Annotated in this window: 16 protein-coding genes; 6 read left to right on the plus strand and 10 right to left on the minus strand. The window is 63.3% G+C overall.

What is annotated here, in order from left to right; all coding sequences use genetic code 11:
* Positions 1–11: 11 nt before the first annotated feature.
* Complete coding sequence (locus J4F42_10815) at positions 12–1,124, minus strand: amidohydrolase (GenBank protein ID MCE2485993.1); 1,113 nt, start codon at positions 1,122–1,124, stop codon at positions 12–14.
* 30 nt (positions 1,125–1,154) lie between these two features.
* Positions 1,155–2,522, minus strand: a complete 1,368-nt coding sequence (locus tag J4F42_10820; protein ID MCE2485994.1) for an amidohydrolase family protein — start codon at positions 2,520–2,522, stop codon at positions 1,155–1,157.
* A gap of 164 nt (positions 2,523–2,686) precedes the next feature.
* On the opposite strand from J4F42_10820, the gene J4F42_10825 reads away from it, so the two are divergent.
* The gene (locus tag J4F42_10825; GenBank protein ID MCE2485995.1) at positions 2,687–3,697 is read left to right on the plus strand and encodes an aldo/keto reductase; all 1,011 of its coding nucleotides are present in this window, start codon (positions 2,687–2,689) and stop codon (positions 3,695–3,697) included.
* Between the two features lie 26 nt (positions 3,698–3,723).
* Here the strand turns inward: J4F42_10825 and J4F42_10830 are convergent, their stop codons facing one another.
* From J4F42_10830 to J4F42_10860, 7 genes are all read right to left on the minus strand, one after another.
* On the minus strand, positions 3,724–4,260 hold the full coding sequence (locus J4F42_10830; GenBank protein ID MCE2485996.1) for a VOC family protein: 537 nt from the start codon (positions 4,258–4,260) through the stop codon (positions 3,724–3,726).
* 113 nt (positions 4,261–4,373) lie between these two features.
* Entirely contained in the window at positions 4,374–4,706 is a 333-nt protein-coding gene (locus J4F42_10835) for a type II toxin-antitoxin system PemK/MazF family toxin (GenBank protein ID MCE2485997.1), read from the minus strand.
* Positions 4,691–4,921, minus strand: coding sequence for a ribbon-helix-helix protein, CopG family (locus J4F42_10840; GenBank protein ID MCE2485998.1), 231 nt, complete (start codon positions 4,919–4,921; stop codon positions 4,691–4,693). The genes J4F42_10835 and J4F42_10840 overlap by 16 nt, the downstream gene beginning before the upstream one ends.
* Before the next feature lie 269 nt (positions 4,922–5,190).
* Entirely contained in the window at positions 5,191–6,903 is a 1,713-nt protein-coding gene (locus J4F42_10845; protein ID MCE2485999.1) for an amidohydrolase family protein, read from the minus strand.
* 19 nt (positions 6,904–6,922) lie between these two features.
* The gene (locus J4F42_10850) at positions 6,923–8,665 is read right to left on the minus strand and encodes an amidohydrolase family protein (protein MCE2486000.1); all 1,743 of its coding nucleotides are present in this window, start codon (positions 8,663–8,665) and stop codon (positions 6,923–6,925) included.
* Between the two features lie 143 nt (positions 8,666–8,808).
* Positions 8,809–9,522, minus strand: a complete 714-nt coding sequence (locus J4F42_10855) for an SDR family oxidoreductase (GenBank protein ID MCE2486001.1) — start codon at positions 9,520–9,522, stop codon at positions 8,809–8,811.
* 36 nt (positions 9,523–9,558) lie between these two features.
* Positions 9,559–10,593 carry an isopenicillin N synthase family oxygenase gene (locus J4F42_10860; protein MCE2486002.1) on the minus strand — a complete coding sequence of 345 codons (1,035 nt, stop codon included), beginning with the start codon at positions 10,591–10,593 and terminating at the stop codon, positions 9,559–9,561.
* Between the two features lie 116 nt (positions 10,594–10,709).
* Here J4F42_10860 and J4F42_10865 point away from each other — a divergent pair, with 116 nt between their 5' ends.
* From J4F42_10865 to J4F42_10885, 5 genes are all read left to right on the plus strand, one after another.
* Positions 10,710–12,779 (plus strand): hydantoinase/oxoprolinase family protein, encoded by a 2,070-nt coding sequence (locus J4F42_10865; GenBank protein MCE2486003.1) that lies wholly within the window; start codon positions 10,710–10,712, stop codon positions 12,777–12,779.
* A gap of 1 nt (position 12,780) precedes the next feature.
* Positions 12,781–13,938, plus strand: a complete 1,158-nt coding sequence (locus J4F42_10870; protein ID MCE2486004.1) for a hydantoinase B/oxoprolinase family protein — start codon at positions 12,781–12,783, stop codon at positions 13,936–13,938.
* Between the two features lie 38 nt (positions 13,939–13,976).
* Complete coding sequence (locus J4F42_10875; GenBank protein MCE2486005.1) at positions 13,977–15,716, plus strand: hydantoinase B/oxoprolinase family protein; 1,740 nt, start codon at positions 13,977–13,979, stop codon at positions 15,714–15,716.
* A gap of 105 nt (positions 15,717–15,821) precedes the next feature.
* Positions 15,822–16,961 carry an LLM class flavin-dependent oxidoreductase gene (locus tag J4F42_10880; protein MCE2486006.1) on the plus strand — a complete coding sequence of 380 codons (1,140 nt, stop codon included), beginning with the start codon at positions 15,822–15,824 and terminating at the stop codon, positions 16,959–16,961.
* A 158-nt stretch (positions 16,962–17,119) separates the two neighbouring features.
* The gene (locus tag J4F42_10885) at positions 17,120–18,358 is read left to right on the plus strand and encodes a CoA transferase (GenBank protein MCE2486007.1); all 1,239 of its coding nucleotides are present in this window, start codon (positions 17,120–17,122) and stop codon (positions 18,356–18,358) included.
* Positions 18,359–18,415: 57 nt separating this feature from the next.
* On the opposite strand, the gene J4F42_10890 is transcribed toward J4F42_10885, so the two are convergent.
* A complete protein-coding gene (locus tag J4F42_10890) occupies positions 18,416–19,258 on the minus strand; it encodes a MaoC family dehydratase (GenBank protein MCE2486008.1) in 843 nt (280 codons plus the stop codon).
* Positions 19,259–19,439: the final 181 nt, after the last annotated feature.

Here is a 19,439-nt window from a genome sequence, read left to right on the forward strand (position 1 = left end):
TGAGACACGGGCTAGGTCAGCTCAATTCGGTACAGCTTGGCCGCATTGTCACAGATGATCTTTTTGGTGACCTCCGCCGGCACGTTGGAAAAGTCGCGCTCAATGATTTTGAGCGAGTCGGGCCAGGTCGAGTCGGTGTGGGGAAAGTCCGAGGCCCACATGTAGTTATTCTCTCCGAAGATGTCGTAGGTTTTGGGACCGACCGGGTCGTCCTGGAAGGTGGCCCACATCTGGCGCTTGACATACGCGCTGGGCTTTTGCGGCAGGGGTTCCTTGAGCATGGCGTTGAACTTCTCAAAGGCGTGGTCCAGGCGGTACATATAGTGCGGGAACCAGCCCGAGTCGTTCTCGGCCGACACGATCGGCAGCTCGGGGAAGCGCTCCAACACCCCGCCGAAGATCAGGCTGGTCAGCGAGCGCTGGACCTCGTGAATGATGTTCATGTACTGCGAGGCAATCTCGGGGCCCAGAGTTTCCTTGCCCTGCCGCTTTTTGCCGGTGATGACGTGCAGCGACAGGGGCAGGTGGAGTTCCGAGGCGGCCTGCCAAAACGGATCGTAGACTTTGTCGCTGTACGGCCGGTCGGGTGGCGGCGAGCCCCAGATCATCGCGCCCTTGAGGCCGAGCTTGGCGCTCCGCTCCAGCTCCTTGACCCCGGCGTGTATGTCTTCGAGTGAGATCAGGGCGATGGCGTGCAGGCGTTGCGGGTTGTGCGAGCAGAACTCGGCAACCCAGTCGTTATAGACCCCGAAGCAGGCGCGTTGCAGGTCCGCGTCCTGCAGGCCGAACAGCGGCATGCCCAGGGTGGTGTACAAGACCTCGGCCTGCACCCCGTCAATATCCTGGTCCTTGAGGCGTTCGGCCGGATCCCAGCCGCTGGGCCGGGCCGCCTCATAGCCCCGGTTCAAATGGTCTTTGAGTTCCTGGCCGCTGCGGCCGGCGCCAAAGCCGCCCGCAACCGGAAAGGGCTGGATGTCGGGCGCGACAAAGATCTGGGTCGGTTTTCTGGGGTGTTTGATGACCTTGGGGGCCTGGTCGCGGTATTTTTTATCCAGCCGTTGCTGCCACAGATCGGCCGGTTCCATCATGTGCGAGTCGGCCGATATGATCTGGATTTGTGTCATAGGGTGTTCCTCCTGTTTGGAATCTGGCGGTCAGTGAGCGGCGGCGTCCGAGTGCGGAACCTGGGCCAGCAGCGTGGGCGGGTCGTAGGCCACGCCGCCGCGATACACGTCGGTCAGCCGCCGCAGCTGCCGCGGGTCGGTGAGCGGGTCGCCGTCGACGACGAGCAGGTCGGCGTAGCGGCCCGATGCCACGCTGCCGAGATGGTCCTGCTGGCGCAGATAGCGGGCCGCCACAGACGTGACCGCCTTGAGCGCGGCCATGGCGCCGATGGCTTCGGACAAGAGTTCGATTTCCCGCAGCAGGCCAAACCCGGCCGGTGGATAGGCAATCCCGCCGCAGTCGGTCCCGCCGACCACGATGCCGCCGGCCTCGTGGAGAATCCGGGTCACCTCCTGGTGCTTTTCCAGCGCCCTGGCGCCCAGGCTGGGCTCAAAGCCGGGGAACATGTCCCAGTCGGGGCGTTCGCCGATGTGCTCGGCCAGGCTCCGCTGCCGGGCCAGCGCCATAGGCGCGATATAGCGCCGGTCGGTGTCGTGCAGGGCGGCTTCGGCTCCCACCTTGGCCAGCCACAACAGGTCCAGAGTGGTGCCCATATTGACCTGATGATCGACCATGGCGTCGAACCAGGTCTTGGCCTGATCGCCGTGCAGGTCGGCGTCTTCCCAGCCTTTGAAGGTCAGCGGGGCGAAGCGGCGGTCCATCATGGAATGGACCGACAGGCCGGGGCCGAAGCGCATGTCGGCGGCGCAGAAATCGTTATAGGGCGAGATCCAGACGTGTTCGAGTCCGTCGATACCGGCCCGAATCACGTCCAGCGAATGGGTGTAGCCCAGGTGGCCGGTGACCGGAACGCGCTTATCCACAAAGTCGATCACCGCCTTGGCGGTGTCCGGCGGCAGGGTGAAATACAGCTTGACGCCGTCCACGCCGGCCGCCAGCAAACCGCTAATTTTGGCCGGTACGGCCTCGACTGAGGGGATGCTGTCCAGCAGCTCGGCAAACGGACCGTTAGGATCAAAGCTGGAATCCGAACCGTCGAGCAGCGGGCCGCAGATGAACAGCCGGGGACCGAGCAGATGGCCGCTGTTCAGCTCGTCTTTGAGCTGTGTGACCTTTTCGAGTTTGCCGCCCACATCGCGCGCGGTTGTCACCCCGGCGGCCAGAAACAGCGGCAGGCTCTCCTTGTCCATGAAAGTCGTGTGGACGTGGGTATCGATCAGGCCCGGCAGGACGGTTTTGCCGCCCAGGTCAATGATCCGGGTGCCGGGCGGGGCTGTAATCTCACCGCTGGCGACCTGGCTGATGCGCTCGCCGTCGATGAGAATTGAGACTCCCGATTGCGCTTGGTCGGCGATGCCGTCGATCAGCCGCGCGTTTTTCAGCAGCATGGGTGGCATACTTCCTCCTTATCGGTGCTCCCAACATACTCCTGATTGGAAAGAATCCGCAAACCCCGGGCGGTCCTGCCTGAACGCTTGACAGCCCAGTGGATATGGGCGAGCCTGACCGAGGCCGCACGGCGCAGGGCGTCGGCGTTGAAGTCATACACATCGGAGAACGTATGGAATACACACGACTGGGCAATACCGGCCTGACCGTCTCGCGCATCTGCTTTGGCTGTATGAGTTACGGCGACGGCAAATGGCGGGAGTGGACGCTGGACGCGGACGAGGCGCGTGAGCACTTTGCGCTGGCCCTTGAGGCCGGCGTCAACTTTTTCGATACGGCCGATGTCTACTCCATCGGGGTCAGCGAGGAAATCACCGGGCGTTGGCTGGGCGAGATGGCCGCGCGTGACGATATTGTCCTGGCCACCAAGGTCAACGGTCCGATGGGGCCGGGACCGAACCGACGCGGGCTGAGCCGCAAGCACATCATCGAAGCCTGCGAGAACTCCCTGCGCCGGCTCAAGATGGACTATACCGACCTGTACCAGATCCACCGCTGGGATTACGCCACGCCGATTGAGGAAACGCTGGACGCGCTCGATTTTCTGGTCCGGTCGGGTAAGGTCCGCTATCTGGGGGCCAGCAGCATGGCCGCCTGGCAGTTCTCCAAGGCGCTGTACACGGCCAAGGAGCACGGCTGGCAGCGCTTTGTGGCCATGCAGAACCACTACAATCTCATCTACCGCGAGGAAGAGCGCGAGATGAATCCGCTGTGCATCGACCAGGGCGTGGCTCTGATTCCGTGGAGCCCGCTGGCGCGCGGACTGCTCGAAGGGGAGCGGGCGCGTAACCCGGACAGCGGAGATACGAGGCGCGCCCAGACGGACAAGGTGGCGAAAAATCTATACTTCCACGACAACGACTATCGGGTCGCTCTGGCCGCCCAGCAGGTCGCCCAAGAACACGGGGTGACCGCCACCCAGGTTGCCTGCGCCTGGATTCTCCAGGCACCGGGGGTGACGGCGCCCATCATCGGGGCGACCAAGGCGCGGCATCTGCAAGAGATTTTTGCCAGCGTGGATATTCGGCTGACCCCGGAGCAGGTGGCCGTTTTGGAAGAACCCTACCAGCCACACCCGATGCGCGGCCATGTCCAGCCGAATCCTAAAAAGATGGCCCGGTAATCTGGACCGCTAGCCCTGCTCAGGTCCTAGCGCTGAATGCTTCGGATGGGGTCGGAGCCGTCCCAATGCTGGGCTGCCTCGGCAACTTTCTGGAAGAACTTGGCCTTCCAGCCACACGCTTCTGACAGCTCAACGACTGTACCCGGATGCGCTTCTGTACACAGGTACACGAAGCGTCCATTTTCGCCGACCGTACCCGACTGTCCGACCTCGTAACCCAGAGACTCGGCACGCGCCAGGGCGGCATCCATGGCTTCAGGACTCTCCATCCAATAGGCAAAATGCTGCAAGCCTTCGTGGCCGGCGTCCAGAAAGTCGCGCCACATGGAGGGCGCGGTGTTGCGGGGCTGGATGAGTTCGATTTGAAGCTGCCCGGAGTTGGCCAGGGCGATACTCGCCGCCGCCTCAGACGGCTGATCTCGATATCGAAAATCGTCGATCCTGACCTGATCGAAGTAGAAAAACGGTCCGACGCCGAGGACATTGATCCAGTGATTGAGCGCCGTCTCAATGTCGCGGACAACGTAGCCGTTCTGACGAATCGCACCAAAAATACGACTCATGGTGAGCCTCCTTTTCGACCCTCAGCCGTTGCAGGGGTGAGCCTAGAACGCAACCTGTCTGCCGGTCAACCGGTTGCTTGCCGTGTGGAAGGCAGAATAGCGCCGAGACTGGCTCAGTCACATCCGGTTGCAACGGTTATCGCCCGACATACGGCTCGCATCTGCTCAGGCTTAAGACGGCCGATATATCGGGACAAATGGGAACGTTCGACGGTCTGTATATGATCGAGGTTGACTGCCGACTCGTGCTTGAGCCCCTCTGGCGTCCCGACTATGACCTCACTGGGAAGGCCACGGATCGTTGAGGTGAGCGGAGCGACGAGTACGGTATGCAGGACCTTGATAGCCTCTGGGCGGCTCAGGACTAAGACAGGGCGTCGTTTGTCCGGTCGGGCAAACTCGTATGTCCAGAGTTCTCCCCTGGCAATTGCTACTCGTCTGGCCATGTTCCTTGATCCGCCCAGCCGTTGAGGTCTGAGTCCGCCGGGTGTTCGCTATAGCCACGCTGGTAGGCTTCGGCAATCGAATCCCGGCGCTTCTTCCGCAAATAGTCTGCCACCGCCCGACGGATCACCGCAGAACGGCCGTTCTGTTTGACCTCTTCGTCCCGGTCGAGCGTTTCCAAGAGCTGTTCGTCAAAGGTAATTTGAATGGCTTTCATGAGGATATTCTATGTGGATAAACTGTACACATCAATATGTATACGATAGGACTGAGAGGGGACTCTGGACACGTCTTATCAGAGAGAAGGGGAGGGGGGAGCAGACCCGCCTTTACGGCGGGTCTGCTGGAACTGGGACGGTGCGGGGTTAGAGCACTTCACGATTCCGTATAGCCAGCCGGTTCTTGTCGTCATTCCGGCGAAAGCCGGAATCCAGGCGCTCGGCCGCATGACGAGAGTGGCAAGGCTACAGCTTAACGTGAACCGCTCTAGCGGCTGGCCAGCGGACCGCGCAGCAGCTGGCCGGGCAGGGCGCCGGTGTGCTCGTTGTTGCGCAGCACGACCTCACCGTTGACAACGGTGGCCAGAAAGCCGTCGGCCTTTTGTTTCAGCCGCCGGGCGCCGGCCGGCAGATCGTAGGTCAGGGTCGGCACCTGGGGGGCAACCGTCTCGGGATCGAAGACCACCACGTCGGCCTGCCAGCCCTCACGCAGCAGACCCCGGCCGCTCAGGCCCCAGTGCGAGGCCGGCACAAAGCTGAGCTGACGCACAGCTTCTTCCAGACTCATCGCCTCCCGCTCTCGAACCCAGTAGCTCAGCAGGTGGGTTTGCAGCGACGAGTCCATGATCTGCGACACGTGGGCGCCCGAGTCGGAGAAGGTGATCACCGAGCGGGGGTGGCGCATCATCTCCAGCACGTGGTCGTTGTTGGTGTTGGTCAGGGGCTGCATGAAGAAACGCTTCAGACCCTTTTCCAGAGCCAGGTCGATATACGTCTCGACCGGGTCCTGGCCGCGCTCCTGGGCCATGTCCTGCATCGAGCGGTAGGGCGGAACCGCCTTGTCCATGATCGGAAACAGCCACTTGAAATTGGCCGCCCGCGCCTCGGCGCCGACCGCCCGCCCGCTGTCCTGGGGTGGATTGTTGGCCGACTCGACCAGCTTGTGTCGCATGTCCGGGTTGCGCAGGGCGGCTTCCTGTTCGGCCAGCGGCAGTTTGCGGATATCGCGCCACACCGGCAGCTTGTCGAACGAGGTGACCGTTTCGAACGATTGCAGCACGCTGATGGAACGGCTGTGGACCTGGACGAAGATACGTCCCCCGGCCTCGGCCGTCTCGTCGGCCAGGGCAAAGAAGGGCCGCCAGTAGTCGGGCGCTTTGGGGGCGCTGAACATGCCGTAGGTGACCGGTACGCCGGTATCAACGGCCAGCGCCTTGAGACGGTTCAGATAATCCTGGATGCGGTCCGGGTTGAGGCCGGTGTCCTCGCCGGCGATCTCAAACACGCCGCTGCCCATCTCGCCCATGCTGCCAACGAGCTGGCGGACTTCTTCCCAGCTGGCCAGACGGCTGGCAACCGGCTGACCGTCGGGCGTTTGGTGGTTGCGCGTCCGTGAGGTGGTAAAGCCGATGGCGCCGGCCCGCATCGCAGCCCGCACCTCGTTCTTCATCGCCTCCAGGTCGTTGTCGCTGGCCTCGTCGGTAAAGGCGCGCTCGCCCATGATGTGGGTGCGCAGGGCCGAGTGACCCATATAGGCCGCGTAGTTGATGCCCTTGGGCAGGCGCTCGACCGCGTCGAGGTATTCCGGGAAGGTCGTCCAGCTCCACCGAATGCCGGCTTCCATGGCCTGGGGCGAGATGTCTTCGGCCCGCTCCAGGTTGCGCATGACCATCAGCTTCTTGTCCTCGCTGCACGGGGCGAGCGAGAAACCGCAGTTGCCCATGACCACGCTGGTGATGCCGTGCCAGCACGAACAGGTGCCGAGCGGGTCCCAGAAGACCTGGGCGTCCATATGGGTATGGCCGTCGATAAAGCCCGGAGCGACGACATGGCCCTCGGCGTCAATGACTTCCTTGGCGCTGTCGCGAATTTTTCCAATCGCCGCGATCTTGCCCGCGACGATGCCGACATCGGCCCGAAAGCGCGGCAGGCCCGAGCCGTCAACAACACTGCCGTTCCGAATCAGTACGTCGTATTGCATGGTGTGTCCTCTCTGCCGTCTATGCGTCCTGGCCCTGGCCGTGGCGCAGCAGCTGGCCCGGCGTGGCTCCGGTACACGCGCCGTCCTTGAAGGTCAGCTGACCGTTGACGATAATGGCGTGATAGCCCTTGGCGCGCTGTACGCGGCGCCATTCTCCGCCCGGGAAGTCGTGCGAGACCTCACCGATCCAGTCCGGCTCAATGCCCAGCCCGTCCAGATCGTACACCACCACATCGGCTGCGGCGCCCGGTTTCAGCACCCCACGGTCACGGAAGCCCGCCGCCTTGGCCGGCAGGGCCGACAGCCGGTAGTGGGCCTCTTCCAGGGTGATCCGCCCTTCGTCACGGACCAGCCAGTGCAGAAAGTCGGTGGTGAAGGCGCCGCCGGTGAAGAACTTGGTATGCGCCCCGCCGTCGGACACGCCGGGGAAGGTGTAGTCGGAGTCGTTGATCATCTCGGCCATGTACTGGGCGTTGAAGCCCTTGTTGGGACCCAGGAACTCGACGTTCAGATCACCGGCCAGCGACAGGTCGAGCATCACGTCAATCGGCGTCTTATTCTCTTCCTCGGCAATCTGGCCCAGGGATTTGCCGACGTATTTTTCCAGTGCGGTCTGGTTGTTGACGCTCTGGACGAGCAGGCTGGGAATGGAGCCGCCGACACCAGCCTGAATGATCTGGAGGCGCCGGTCGGCCTCCTCGGCCTCGCGTTTGACGGCCTCGCGCAGGGCCGGGTTACGCATCTTGTCCAGCTTCTGCTGCTTGGTGCCGGTCGTCAGCTCGCGCCAGGCCGGGCTGGCGTCATACAGGTTCCAGTGTTCCAGGGTGAAGGCAAAACCGGTCCGGATGGTGCCGGTCTGGCCATAGATGGGCAGCCCCTGGGCGCGACAGCGCTCCAGCCAGTCCAGGCTGCGGCGGTGGACCTTGGGGTCTTTGCGGGCCGGCACGATGGCGTTGTGCAGAATCGGCCGTTTGGCGGTCGCGGCCAGTTGTTCCAGGAAGCGCAGATCGTCTTTGATGTTGCCGGTGGCCTGGGTGATCTGGATGAAGCCGTCCCCGCGCTCGCTCAGCACCTCGCCCAGGTTCAGAATGTCGGCGTCGGCCATGGTGTCGGTGACCATGGGCGAGCCGTCATAGTCGGCCTGGGTCGAGTCCGGGCCGAGACGCTGGATGGAAAAGCCGCACAGGCCGGCCTGCATGCCCTCGTGCAGCAGGCGCTTCATCTCCTGGCGTTCGGCCTCGGTCGCCGGCCGACTCTTGGCCGCCTCCAGGCCCATGACGTAGGTCATCAGCGAGGCGGTCGGCATGTACTGGATACAGTTCACGCCCTTGGTGGAGCGGTCGAGCGAGTCGAGATACTCCGGGATGGTTTCCCAGTCCCAGTTCATTCCCACCTTCATCGACTCGTACGGAATCGCCTCGGTGCGGGTCATGGTCAGCATCGAGCGTTCCCGGAAATCGGGTTTGACCGGCGCAAAACCGAAGCCGCAGTTACCCAGCACAACCGAGGTGACGCCGTGCCAGCCAGAAATGGTGCAGTACGGGTCCCAGCGAATCTGGGCGTCGTAATGGGTGTGCAGGTCGATAAAGCCGGGGGCGACGATCAGGCCGTCAGCCTTGATGGTGTGGTCGGCAAAGCCGGGGGATTCGGTACCGATATGGGCGATTTTCCCGTCTTTGATCCAGACGTCGGCCCGGCGTCGTGGCGCCCGGCTGCCGTCAACCAGCGTGCCGCCTGCAATGTGAAGATCGTATTCGGCCATGCTTCCCTCCTTGCGATAACGGGTGGTCAGGACCCTTGTGAGTCTGTCTGAACGTTCATTCACCTATAGACCAAATCGGCACCCCGGGCTAGCCCGAAACCCGGGGGACGGCAGCCATCAGCCCGGCAGATACAGCCCGCCGTTCACGTGCAGGGTCTGGCCGGTGATATACGCCGCGTCGTCCGACAGCAGAAAGGCGACCGTGGCCGCAATCTCCTCGGGTCTGCCCGGCCGGCCGGAATGGGGCGGGCCAGCTTTTCCAGCTCGGCCTCGGAAAACACGGCCCTCAAACCGTCGTGCAGAATCAGGCCCGGGGCCAGGGCGTTGACCGTCACGCCGTGGCGGGCGAGGTCGAGGGCGACCGAGCGGGTGTAGCCGGTCACCGCCGCCTTGGCCGCAGAGTAGGGGGCTTGCTCGCTGGGTGGGGCGTAGGCGGACAGCGAGGCAAGATTCACTATCCGACCGAAGCCGCGGGCGACCATGGCCTGGCTGAAGGCCCGGGTCATGTAGAAGGTGCCGTGGATATTGACCCGCAGGGTGCGCTCCCACACCCGCGACTCGGTGCCGGCGCCAAAAATCCCGGCGTTATTGATCAGGTAGGCGACATGAACGGCGTCGTCACCCAGGCGCTTGGCCAGGGCCTCGACCTGGTCTTCCTTGGTCACGTCGAGCGGCTCGAAGCGGACACTCTGCTGCTGCTCGGCCGGCAGCCGCTCCAGCCATTCGCCGGCTGCCTCCGCGTTCCGGTCACAGGCGATGATCGTATGGCCTTCCTGAAGCAGACGGCGGACCATGGCCGTTCCCAAGCCGCCGACTGCGCCGGTAATCAGCACCTGGCCGTGTTTCACGCCGGGCATGTCTTCCTCCTCGGTGCGTTCCTCGCCGGGGGTGTGTCAGCCGGCCGTTGAGACCAGTTCCCCCTTGTCGTTATAGATCGTATCGCCCAGGGCAAAACTCGCCTCAATAAACTTCTTGGCATAGGCGCCGCAGGTAATCGGCGGTTTTTTGGGCGGATTGTCCGGCCCGCAGCACGTCGGCAGGCAGTCGATGACGGTGTCAGCCGCAGGCTGGAAGAAAAACGGAATCGAGTAGCGGTGGGTGCCCGAGGTGTTGACCACCCGATGCGGGGTGGACAGCACCCGGCCGTTCGACCAGCGGGCCAGCAGGTCGCCCGAGTTGACCACAAAGGCGTCTGGAATCAGCGGGGCGGTGATCCAGCGCCCGGACTGGCTCAGGATCTCCAGACCGGGCTGGTCCGAGGTGGCCAGCAGGGTCATGAACGAGCCGTCGGTGTGGGGACAGATGTTGAACTGGTTGTCGTCGAGCGGGTCGGGCGGCATATGGGACACGCGCAGCACGTTCAGACAGCGATCCCTGGGAAATTTGTCGGCAAAGAAGTCCGGCGCCAGCTCCAGGGCTCGGGCGTACAGCGGCAGCAGGCGCAGGCTCAGGTCTTCTGTGGCGTCGAAGAAATCTTGCATGGCGGCCTGAAATTCAGGCTCGCCCGCCGGCCATTGGTTGCGGGTGTGGGGCCGGCGCGTCCCCCAGTCGCGCTGGAGCAGAAAGGCTTCGCTGAGGTCCGGTTTTTTGGTGCCGGTGTAATAGCGCGAGTGTTTGCCGAACTCGCCCTTGGACGGGATATAGCCCAGCCCGGCGCGGTTGATCTTGAGCGCCATTCTGGCTTCCGGCGGCAGGGCGTAGAAACGCGCGGTGGCCTCGACCGTCCGCTCACGCAGCGCCGTGGCAATGCCGTGGTTGATAATGAAAAAGAAGCCGATGTGTTCGAGCGCGTCGCGCATCTCGGCTGCGGTCGTCTCGGCCGCGTCGGGCCGGTCGCTCAGATAGGGGCCGAGGTCGATGATCGGGATCTCTTCGCCGGCCACCGCATAGGCGGCTTGGAGTTGGCGTTTGTGCTGGATCGTAGGCATGGGTGTTGTGTAGCACACCCGGGGCTGCGTCGCCTAGAAGCCTGGCGGCCCGACATGCTATGGAAGGGGGTAGGGCAGGCTTGGCTGTCCGGTCTGTAAGCAGGGGTGGCATACGCATGTACAAGCTTGGAATCGATGTCGGTGGGACCTTCACCGACCTGGTGTGCGCCGACCAAACGGGCCATATCGAGACTCAGAAGGTCTTGTCCACGGCTGAAAATCAGGCCATCGGCGTCCTGGCCGGGATTGAGCAGCTGGCGGCCAGGTATGGCCTCGACAGCCCGCAGCTGCTGAGCCAGATCTCGAGCATCGTGCACGGCACGACTGTCGCCACCAACACCATGCTGGAATACACCGGGGCGGATGTCGGCCTCATCACCACGGCCGGATTCCGCGACATCATCGAGATCCGGCGCAACTACAAGGAAGCCGCCTTTGATATTCGTTTGCCGGCCCCATACCCCATTGTCCCGCGCCGGCGGCGGCTGGGTGTGACCGAACGGATCGACGCCAGCGGAGCTATCGTCAAGCCGCTGGCCGAGGACGAAGTCCGGGCTGCGGCCCACCGCCTGGCCGACATGCAGGTCGAGGCGATTGCCGTCGCCTATCTGTTTTCGTTCGTCAACCCGGTCCACGAGCTGCGCACACGCGACCTCATTCGGGAGATGCTGCCCGACGTGTACATCAGCCTGTCGTCCGAAATCCTGCCCCAGGTTCGGGAGTTCGAGCGGCTCAGCACGACCCTGGTCGACGCCTATGTGACGCCCCGGCTGCGGGCCTATCTGCAACGGCTGGAAAGAGAACTCCGGGAACGCGGCTTCCAGGGCCAGCTGTTCATCATGCACGGCAACGGCGGCATAGCCGATGTCCGGCAGGCCAGTCAGCACGGCGCCCAGGCCCTGCTGTCCGGGCCGGCCAGCGGCGTGGTGGCCGGCGCCCAGCTCGGTCAGGGCTCCGGCTTTCGGAATGTCATCACCGTCGATATGGGCGGGACGAGCTTTGACGTGTGCCTGGTCCAGGACGGCCGGCCCAGAATCGGCACCGAGCAGTGGATCAGCCGCTATCGGGTGGCGGTCCCGTTTATTGACATTCACACCATTGGGGCTGGTGGCGGCAGCATCGCCTGGGTCGATGAGGGCGGCGCCCTGCGCGTCGGTCCGCACAGCGCTGGGGCGCACCCGGGGCCGGCCTGTTACGGCTTTGGCGGACAGCAGCCCACGGTCACCGACGCCGACGTGGTCTTGGGCTACCTCAACCCCGCCTCTTTTCTGGGCGGGACCATGCGACTCGATGCGGCTGCGGCCGAGCGAGCGATTGTGAGCAGGATTGCCGAGCCGCTGGGCATGTCGGTGCTCGAAGCGGCCGGCGGCATTTTTCGGATTGTGAATAACAGCATGAGCAACAGCGTCCGCCAGGTCTCGCTGGCCAAGGGGTATGACCCGCGCGATTTTGCCCTCACCGCATTTGGCGGCGCCGGCGCGGTCCACGCCGGGGCGCTGGTTGACGCCTTGGGCATTCGGACGATTGTCGTGCCCAAGGGCACCGCCCCGGTGCTGTGCGCGCTGGGCGACCTGTTGTCCGACCTGCGGGTGAGCCGGGTGCGGAGTTTCTACGCGCGCGGCAGTGAGTTCGATCTGGCCGATCTGAACGCGCTGTTCCGAAGGATGCAGACCGAGGCCGAGGAGGCGCTGGGTGGTCAGCGCTCCCAGCTGGACACAATTCTGGCCCGCTTCTCCCTGGACATGCGCTATGTCGGACAGACCCACGAGGTCACGGTCGAGGTGCCCAGCCCGGACGGCCAAGTCGGGCCGACCGAGCTGGCCGCCACGATTGACGGCTTCCACACCCTCCACCGCCAGCTGTACACCTTCGACAAGCCGCAGGATGAGGTCGAGATCCTGAACGTTCACCTGGACCTGATCGGCGTCCGTCCCAAGCCCCGCCTGCAAACCGCCCGGCCGGGAGCCGCCGACCCGCAGGCCGCCCACACGGGCCGACGGCCGGTCTATTTTGTGTCTGCCCTGGACTATGTGGACACCGACATCTATGACGGCGACCGGGTGGTGGCGGGAAATGTGATCGCGGGACCGGCGGTGATCGAAGAGCAACAGACTTCGATTGTGATTTTGCCGGGCCAACGGGCGATTCTCAACGAACAGCTCAGCTACGTCATTGAGGTGGTATGAGATGAGCGAGCAGACTCTTGCAAAGGGGCTGGCGGCGATCCTCCAGCGCATCCGTCCCCGTCTGCTCCGTTCGCTGGCGTCCCTGGCCCTGATTGATCGACGCCACCTCGGCTGCGCCCTCAGCACGGCCGACGGGCAGCTGGTCGCCACCGACAACCCGGCCCGTCTCGGTATCCTCGGCGCAGTCACCCGCTCGGTGTTGGCCTATTTTGGAGACACGCTGGCCGAGGGCGATGTTGTCCTGACCAACGATCCCTTTTCAGGTGGCAGCCACGTGCAGGATGCGGCCCTGGTCAAGCCCCTCTTCGCCGCCGGCCACCGGCTCGGCTATGCCACGTTCCAGGTCCCGCTGGCCGATATCGGCGGGAACGCCCTGGGCGGCTATTTCCCCCGGGCTCTGGAAATCTGGGCTGAGGGCGTGCGGGTCACGCCGATACGCCTGTACCGTGGCGGGGTATTGCAGCGGGACGCGCTGACCATGCTGACGCTGAACAGTCGCCTGCCGCACCTGATCGAAAAAGACCTGGAGCTGCTGGTGGCTGCCCTGGAGGGGTGTCAGAACGAGGTGAGGGCCCTGGCTGCCCAGTACTCGCCCGGCGCCTACACTCAGGCCCTGCACGACATCCTGGCCGACACCGAAGGGCAGGTGAGGGCCGAACTCGGGAAAATCGCGCCTGGGGAGTGGCGGGCCGAGAGCGGGCCGGTCCATTCGTGTCTGGAAGACGACGCGTTCCGGGTCGCGCTCAGGCTGTCGCTTGCCGACGGGACACTCCGTCTCGACTTCAGCGGTAGCTCGGCCACCGCCAAAGGATTTGTGAACAGCACGACGGCAACGACGACCGCCGCCGCCCTGCTGCCCCTGGCGACCCTGTGGCCGGCAATCCCGGCCAATGACGGGCTGCTGCGCCCCGTGTCTTTCGTCATTCCCGAGCACAGTTTTCTGCACGCCACGCTCCCCATGTCGGTCGGCTGGTCGCCCTACCAGCCGAGTCTGGCCGTCGCACAGGCGGTGCGTGGGGCTTTACACCAGGCCCGGGCCGGACAGATTGCTGCCACACGGCTGGAGGCCGCGTTCAGGCCGCCGGCGCTGCCGTTTCGCATCAGCGGTTGTGGCCGTCCGGGCTGTCCGTTCCCGACCGAGATGTCTCAACAGTTGTAGCAATCTCCACGAGACACACAGGCACAGGAGGAGCACTCATGGTTGACCGTATCACCGCTCTGGTAGTGAAAGACTCGCTGGAGGCAATCTCTGAGGAAATGAGCAAGACGGTCGAGCGCACAGCGGTCCATCCGCTGTTCAACGAGGTCCACGACTATTCGACCGGGGTGTTCTTCTACGACGGACACGCTGTCCGCCTGGTTGCCCGGGCGACGGCCATCCCGGTGCATATCTTTGCCTCTATTCTGTCGGTCGAAGCGCTGATGGACACCTTTGGTGACGACCTGCACGAGGGCGACGTGGTGATGGTCAACGATCCCTATTACGGCGGGACGCACCACGCCGACTGGACGGTCATGAAGCCCGTCTTTTTTGACGGCAAGCCGGTGCTGTTCCCGTCCGTCCGCGCCCATATGGCCGATTTCGGCGGACCGGTGGCCGGCGGCTATAATCCCGAGGCCAGGGACATCTGGCAGGAAGCCCTGCGCATCCCGCCCATCAAACTGTTTGAGAAGGGACAGCTGCGCGAGGACGTTCTGGACTGGATTCTGGCCAACTCGCGTATTCCGCAGGTACTGCGGGGAGACCTGGCGGCCATGTTCGGGGCGTGCAATCTGGCCGAACAGCGCATTCAGGCCCTGTTTGCCAAGTACGGCGGCGAGGTGGTCAACGACAGTATCGAGTACACCCTGGACTACGCCGAAAAACGCTTCCGGGCCGAGGTCGCCAAGTGGCCCGACGGCAGGTATCAGGGCACCGCCGTCCTCGATCACGACAGCCTGGGCAGCCACGATGTCGAGGTCACGGCGACGGTGCAGATTGAGGGCTCGGACCTGAGCGTCGATTTTGCCGGCTCGAGTCCCGAAACGCCGGGCTTCGTCAACAGCCCGTTCGGCAACACCGCGTCGTGGGTGTATACCGCCCTGTGCTCGGTCCTGCCCGACGACATTCCGGTCAATTCCGGGGTGTTCCGGGCGGTCCGCATCAGCGCGCCCGAGGGCACGGTGGTCAACCCGCTGCCGCCCGCGCCGTGCATGTTCAGTACGGTGGTCATCGGCGGGGATATCGGCACGGCGACGATGCGTGCCCTGGAGCAGGCGATTCCCGACCGGGCCGGGGCGGTGTCGCTGAACTATTGCCTGTGTACGACCTACGGCCACGACTCGCGCTACGACGCGATGTTTGTGACCATCGAGTACGGTAATACCCTGGTGGCGGCCAGCGGCACCCGGGGCAGCGACGGCTGGGGCGGCTGGCCGGCGCCGATGTGCGGGCTGATCTATTCCACGGTCGAGATGAGCGAGATCCAGTTTCCGTTTTTCTACCACCAGTACGAGTACGTTGCGGACACCGCGGCCGCCGGCCAGTGGCGCGGTGTGCCCGGCTTTGCCATGAAGCGTGAGAGCGTGCGGGACGAGTCGATCATCAATGTCGCCCTGACCGGGGTGCGGCATACCGCGCCGGGCTATGCCGGCGGCAAGGACGGCGCCAGCAGCCGCTATGTGCTCAACTGGGGCACCGAACACGAGGAAGAAGTCCTGGAGTCGGCGGCCAACCGACCCTCCCCGCCGGGCTCGATCATTGCCACCTTCAAGGGTGGTGGCGGTGGCTGGGGCGACCCGTTTCGGCGCGACCCGCAGAAAGTCCTGGACGATGTGCTCGACGAGTACCTCAGCGTCGAACGGGCCGAACAGGATTACGGGGTGGTGATCGATCCCGATACCCTGAGCCTGGATATGGAGGAAACCGTTCGGCGCCGGGCGCAGACGGCGAAGTGACAGGGAGCAAGGAGCAGGCAGAGGGTAGGGCTGGAAAATTGTGTCAAAGCCAGGCAGAGTATGGACACCGTCATGGATAATGCCGTGCAGAAAAAGGAGGCTCACATGCAATTTGGTATGCTGTACGAAATGCAAACCCCACGACCGTGGACCAAGCTCAGCAGCTACAACATCTACCACGAAGCTTTGGCCCAGATAGAACTGGCGGATAAGCTTGGCTTCGATTATGTCTGGGAAGTGGAGCACCACTTTCTGGAAGAGTATTCGCACAGCCCGGCGCCCGAAGTATTCTACGGCGCCGTTTCCCAGCGGACCAAGAATATCCGGATCGCACACGGCGTGCGTTTGCTGCCGCATCGCTTCAACCATCCGATTAAAGTCGCGGTACAAGCCGCCGTGCTCGATATTCTGAGTAATGGCCGGATGGACCTCGGCACCGGCCGCTCGACGACCGCCCAGGAGCTGGATGGCTTTGGTATTGATTATGATCGGACGCGCCTGGAAGTCCGGGAAGCGCTCGATGTCATTGTCAAAGCCTGGACGGACGAGATTCTGGAATACGAGGGCGAGACGATTACGGTACCGCCTCGGATGGTCATTCCCAAGCCGATCCAGGAGCCGCATCCGCCGATGTGGATGGCCTGTACCGCCCCGGACAGCTACGAGATGGCTGCCAACCGCGGGCTTGGGGTGCTCAGTTTCAACTTCAACTGGGAACAAGTCCAGAAGACCATGCAGATCTATCGTGACACCAACAAGACCCGCAATGATGTGGTGACCAAGGTCATCAATGACCGGTTTTCTGGTGTGGTCATGTGTCACGTATCAGAAAGCAAAGAAGAAGAGGCAATTGGGATCAATGGTGCACGCTGGTTCCTGCACAACATCGCCAAGCTGTTTGAGCCGCTGATGGCCAAAAATAATCTGTACTCCTACGAGTACCTGCGCCAGCTGTTTGACCTGAGCGAGGACGCCAACGATCTCAGCGATCAACAGCTGAAAGATCATCCGATGGTGACCGTCGGCAATCCGGATGAAGTCAGTCGGAAGTTGGAGAAATTTCGCGACAATGGTCTCGACCAGGTCATCTTCTTCAAGCAGATGGGGGAGATTCCACACCAGAACGTCATGCGCTCCATTCGCCGCATCGGTGAGCATATCATCCCGCAGTACAATCCTCACAAGAAGATTGCCACGGATGTTGATGTGAGCTTCGCCGAACAGCCGCTGGCTGCGGCCAAATAGTCGCTATTTGTTCTCTTGGCACGCACCCGGACAGTCCGTCCGGGCGCTTCTTCTTCTCACCTCATTCAAACGAGACCCGCAAACGAGACCCGCCGGACCACCCTGGCTCCGTCAGCTGTGGAGTGCCATACTGTCCGACCATATCCAAGGAGGACTGTATGGCAGAACTCAAACATATCCTTGATGGCTACAAAGTCCTGGACTTCACCCAAGTCCTGGCCGGTCCGACGGTCACCCGACTGATGGCCGAGATGGGCGCCGAGATCATCAAGGTTGAACTCGCCCCCAACGGCGAACTCTCGCGCGGCCTGCCGTATCTGAGAAATGGCCGCAGCGCCTACTTTATTCAGCAGAATCGGGGCAAGAAGAGCCTGTGCATCGACGCCAGACACGCCAAGGGCCTGGCGATCCTCAAACAGCTCGTCAAACAGGTCGATGTGCTGGTCGAGAACTTTGCGCCCGGCGTGATCGGGCGTCTGGGGCTCGACTACGGGTCGGTCAAAGACCTGAATCCCAAGATCGTCATGTGTTCGATTTCGGCCTTTGGTCAGAGCGGCCCGCTGTCCCACCTGCCGGGCTATGATTATATCGCCCAGGCGTATTCCGGCATTACCTCGATGATAGGCGAGAAAGACGGCCAGCCGTATTTTCCGCTGCCGGGGATCGGTGATGTGAGCACCGGCGTCCACGCCACCGCCGCCATTAACGGCGCCCTGCTGTACCGCGAGCGAACCGGGCAGGGACAGTACGTGGATATTGCCCTGCTCGACGCCTATTTCCACTGCCACGAACTCAACGTCCAGATGTACTCGGCCAGCGGGGGCGACATCAAACCGACCCGCTCGGGCACCCAGCACTATGCGATCTGTCCCAGCGGCTTATACAAGGGCCGCGAGACCTATGTGTTTATCATGGCCCTGCCTCACCAGTGGCCGAGTGTGTGCAGAGCCATCGGGCGGCCCGAGCTTGCCGACGATCCGCGCTTTGTCGATAACGAGGCACGGCTGCAAAACACCGAGGCCGTGGCCAGGATTCTGGAAGACTGGATCGCCTCGATGCCCAGCGACGCGGCCGCCCTGCGCGCGCTTGAGGAGGCCCGCGTCCCGGTCGCGCCGGTGCTGTCGGTCGAGCAGGCCGTCAACCATCCGCACATGCGTCAGCGTCAGACCGTCCGCACGGTCACCGACCGGGCGTTTGGCGAGTTCCAGATTCCGGGCATGCCGCTCAGATTTTCCGCCTTCCCCGACCTGCTGCCGCTCGAAGCGCCCTTTCTGGGAGAGCATAACGCCGAGATTTTACACCGCTATCTCGGCTATGCCGCCGAGCAGGTGCGGGCCTTGGAAGAAGAAGGCGTGCTCAAGCGGGAGGTACCCGACCCGCCAGACCGGCCGGTCTGAGACCTGCTCCGGCCGGGGGCGCTCGGAGATGCCGGCGCGCCCGGATGCGGAAAAGCCTCAGGTCGTCTGGACACTCGCGTTGGCAATCAGCACGACCGTACCGTCCGGCTTGGCCAGCCACACAAAGGCGGCGGTTCTGTCGGGTTCGTCCTCCAGCCGACCCAGCTCGACGCCACGCGCAATCACCGTATCCTCTTCCCACACCGGGTTGGTGAACTTCACGTCCATCCGCCCGTTGCTCAGCCAAGCTGCGCCGTAGCGCTCTTCGAGAACGTGGCCGGCGTAGGCCATGGTCATCCGCCCGCCAACCACCACGTTGCGAAAACCGAGCTTGAGCGATGCCTCACGGTCGGTGTGGTAGTTGACGTCGCCGCCAAAGAAGCGGTCGCACATGTCCAGCGTAATTGTGCGTTCCAGCGAGCCGAACGGTTCGCCCTGGGGCACGTTGAACGTGCGGGCGCCAGGCTTCGCCTTGGGGTCGCGAAACTGGAGTTCGCCAGTCTGCTGGTCGAGCAGAAAGCTCTGGTGGTGTTGGCTGCGCAGAACAAGCCCGCCCGCCTCGTCGTGCAGCTCAACGGCGTACTGCACGACCTTACGGTCACGGCGTTGATAGATATCGGCAATGTGGCCGCTGGTCTCATACGCGTGCCCGACGTGCAGCGGGGCGAACAGTTCCCACTCCTGGCGCATCCACAGATGGCCGAAGTGGTTGCTGAAGCAGATCTGATCGAAATAGCCGTTGTCCGTGCCGCTGGCCAGCATGGACGGCACCTGGACCGCAGCGTCGAGGTCCAAGCCCCGGCAGTAATCGTCCAGGGCCTCCTGGCTGACCGGAAAGCTCCGACGCTCCAGCACCTTTCCGACATACGGCTCAGGACCGACCGTTGGTGTATCGCTCATCGTACTCCTCCTTTCGGCGGCCCTCAGTGTGTCAAACAACGCCCCCGTCTGCAATTCCAAGGGGCAGGTGGGCGAGGCGCGGTCCGATTGGATAGGGCCTCACTCTGTATTTCTTTCCTGCCAGCCTGAGACAGCAGGCCGATTCGAGGCAGCTTGCAAAACCGCAGCGCTCATGGTTGGG

This window comes from Desulfurellaceae bacterium (assembly GCA_021296095.1).
Lineage (GTDB): Bacteria > Desulfobacterota > Binatia > Bin18 > Bin18 > JAAXHF01.

Coding starts and splice junctions, on each gene's coding strand:
- J4F42_10815 (MCE2485993.1), bottom strand. CDS start 1,124: ATGACACAAATCCAGATCATATCGGCCGACTCGCACATGATGGAACCG.
- J4F42_10820 (MCE2485994.1), bottom strand. CDS start 2,522: ATGCCACCCATGCTGCTGAAAAACGCGCGGCTGATCGACGGCATCGCC.
- J4F42_10825 (MCE2485995.1), top strand. CDS start 2,687: ATGGAATACACACGACTGGGCAATACCGGCCTGACCGTCTCGCGCATC.
- J4F42_10830 (MCE2485996.1), bottom strand. CDS start 4,260: ATGAGTCGTATTTTTGGTGCGATTCGTCAGAACGGCTACGTTGTCCGC.
- J4F42_10835 (MCE2485997.1), bottom strand. CDS start 4,706: ATGGCCAGACGAGTAGCAATTGCCAGGGGAGAACTCTGGACATACGAG.
- J4F42_10840 (MCE2485998.1), bottom strand. CDS start 4,921: ATGAAAGCCATTCAAATTACCTTTGACGAACAGCTCTTGGAAACGCTC.
- J4F42_10845 (MCE2485999.1), bottom strand. CDS start 6,903: ATGCAATACGACGTACTGATTCGGAACGGCAGTGTTGTTGACGGCTCG.
- J4F42_10850 (MCE2486000.1), bottom strand. CDS start 8,665: ATGGCCGAATACGATCTTCACATTGCAGGCGGCACGCTGGTTGACGGC.
- J4F42_10855 (MCE2486001.1), bottom strand. CDS start 9,522: ATGCCCGGCGTGAAACACGGCCAGGTGCTGATTACCGGCGCAGTCGGC.
- J4F42_10860 (MCE2486002.1), bottom strand. CDS start 10,593: ATGCCTACGATCCAGCACAAACGCCAACTCCAAGCCGCCTATGCGGTG.
- J4F42_10865 (MCE2486003.1), top strand. CDS start 10,710: ATGTACAAGCTTGGAATCGATGTCGGTGGGACCTTCACCGACCTGGTG.
- J4F42_10870 (MCE2486004.1), top strand. CDS start 12,781: ATGAGCGAGCAGACTCTTGCAAAGGGGCTGGCGGCGATCCTCCAGCGC.
- J4F42_10875 (MCE2486005.1), top strand. CDS start 13,977: ATGGTTGACCGTATCACCGCTCTGGTAGTGAAAGACTCGCTGGAGGCA.
- J4F42_10880 (MCE2486006.1), top strand. CDS start 15,822: ATGCAATTTGGTATGCTGTACGAAATGCAAACCCCACGACCGTGGACC.
- J4F42_10885 (MCE2486007.1), top strand. CDS start 17,120: ATGGCAGAACTCAAACATATCCTTGATGGCTACAAAGTCCTGGACTTC.
- J4F42_10890 (MCE2486008.1), bottom strand. CDS start 19,258: ATGAGCGATACACCAACGGTCGGTCCTGAGCCGTATGTCGGAAAGGTG.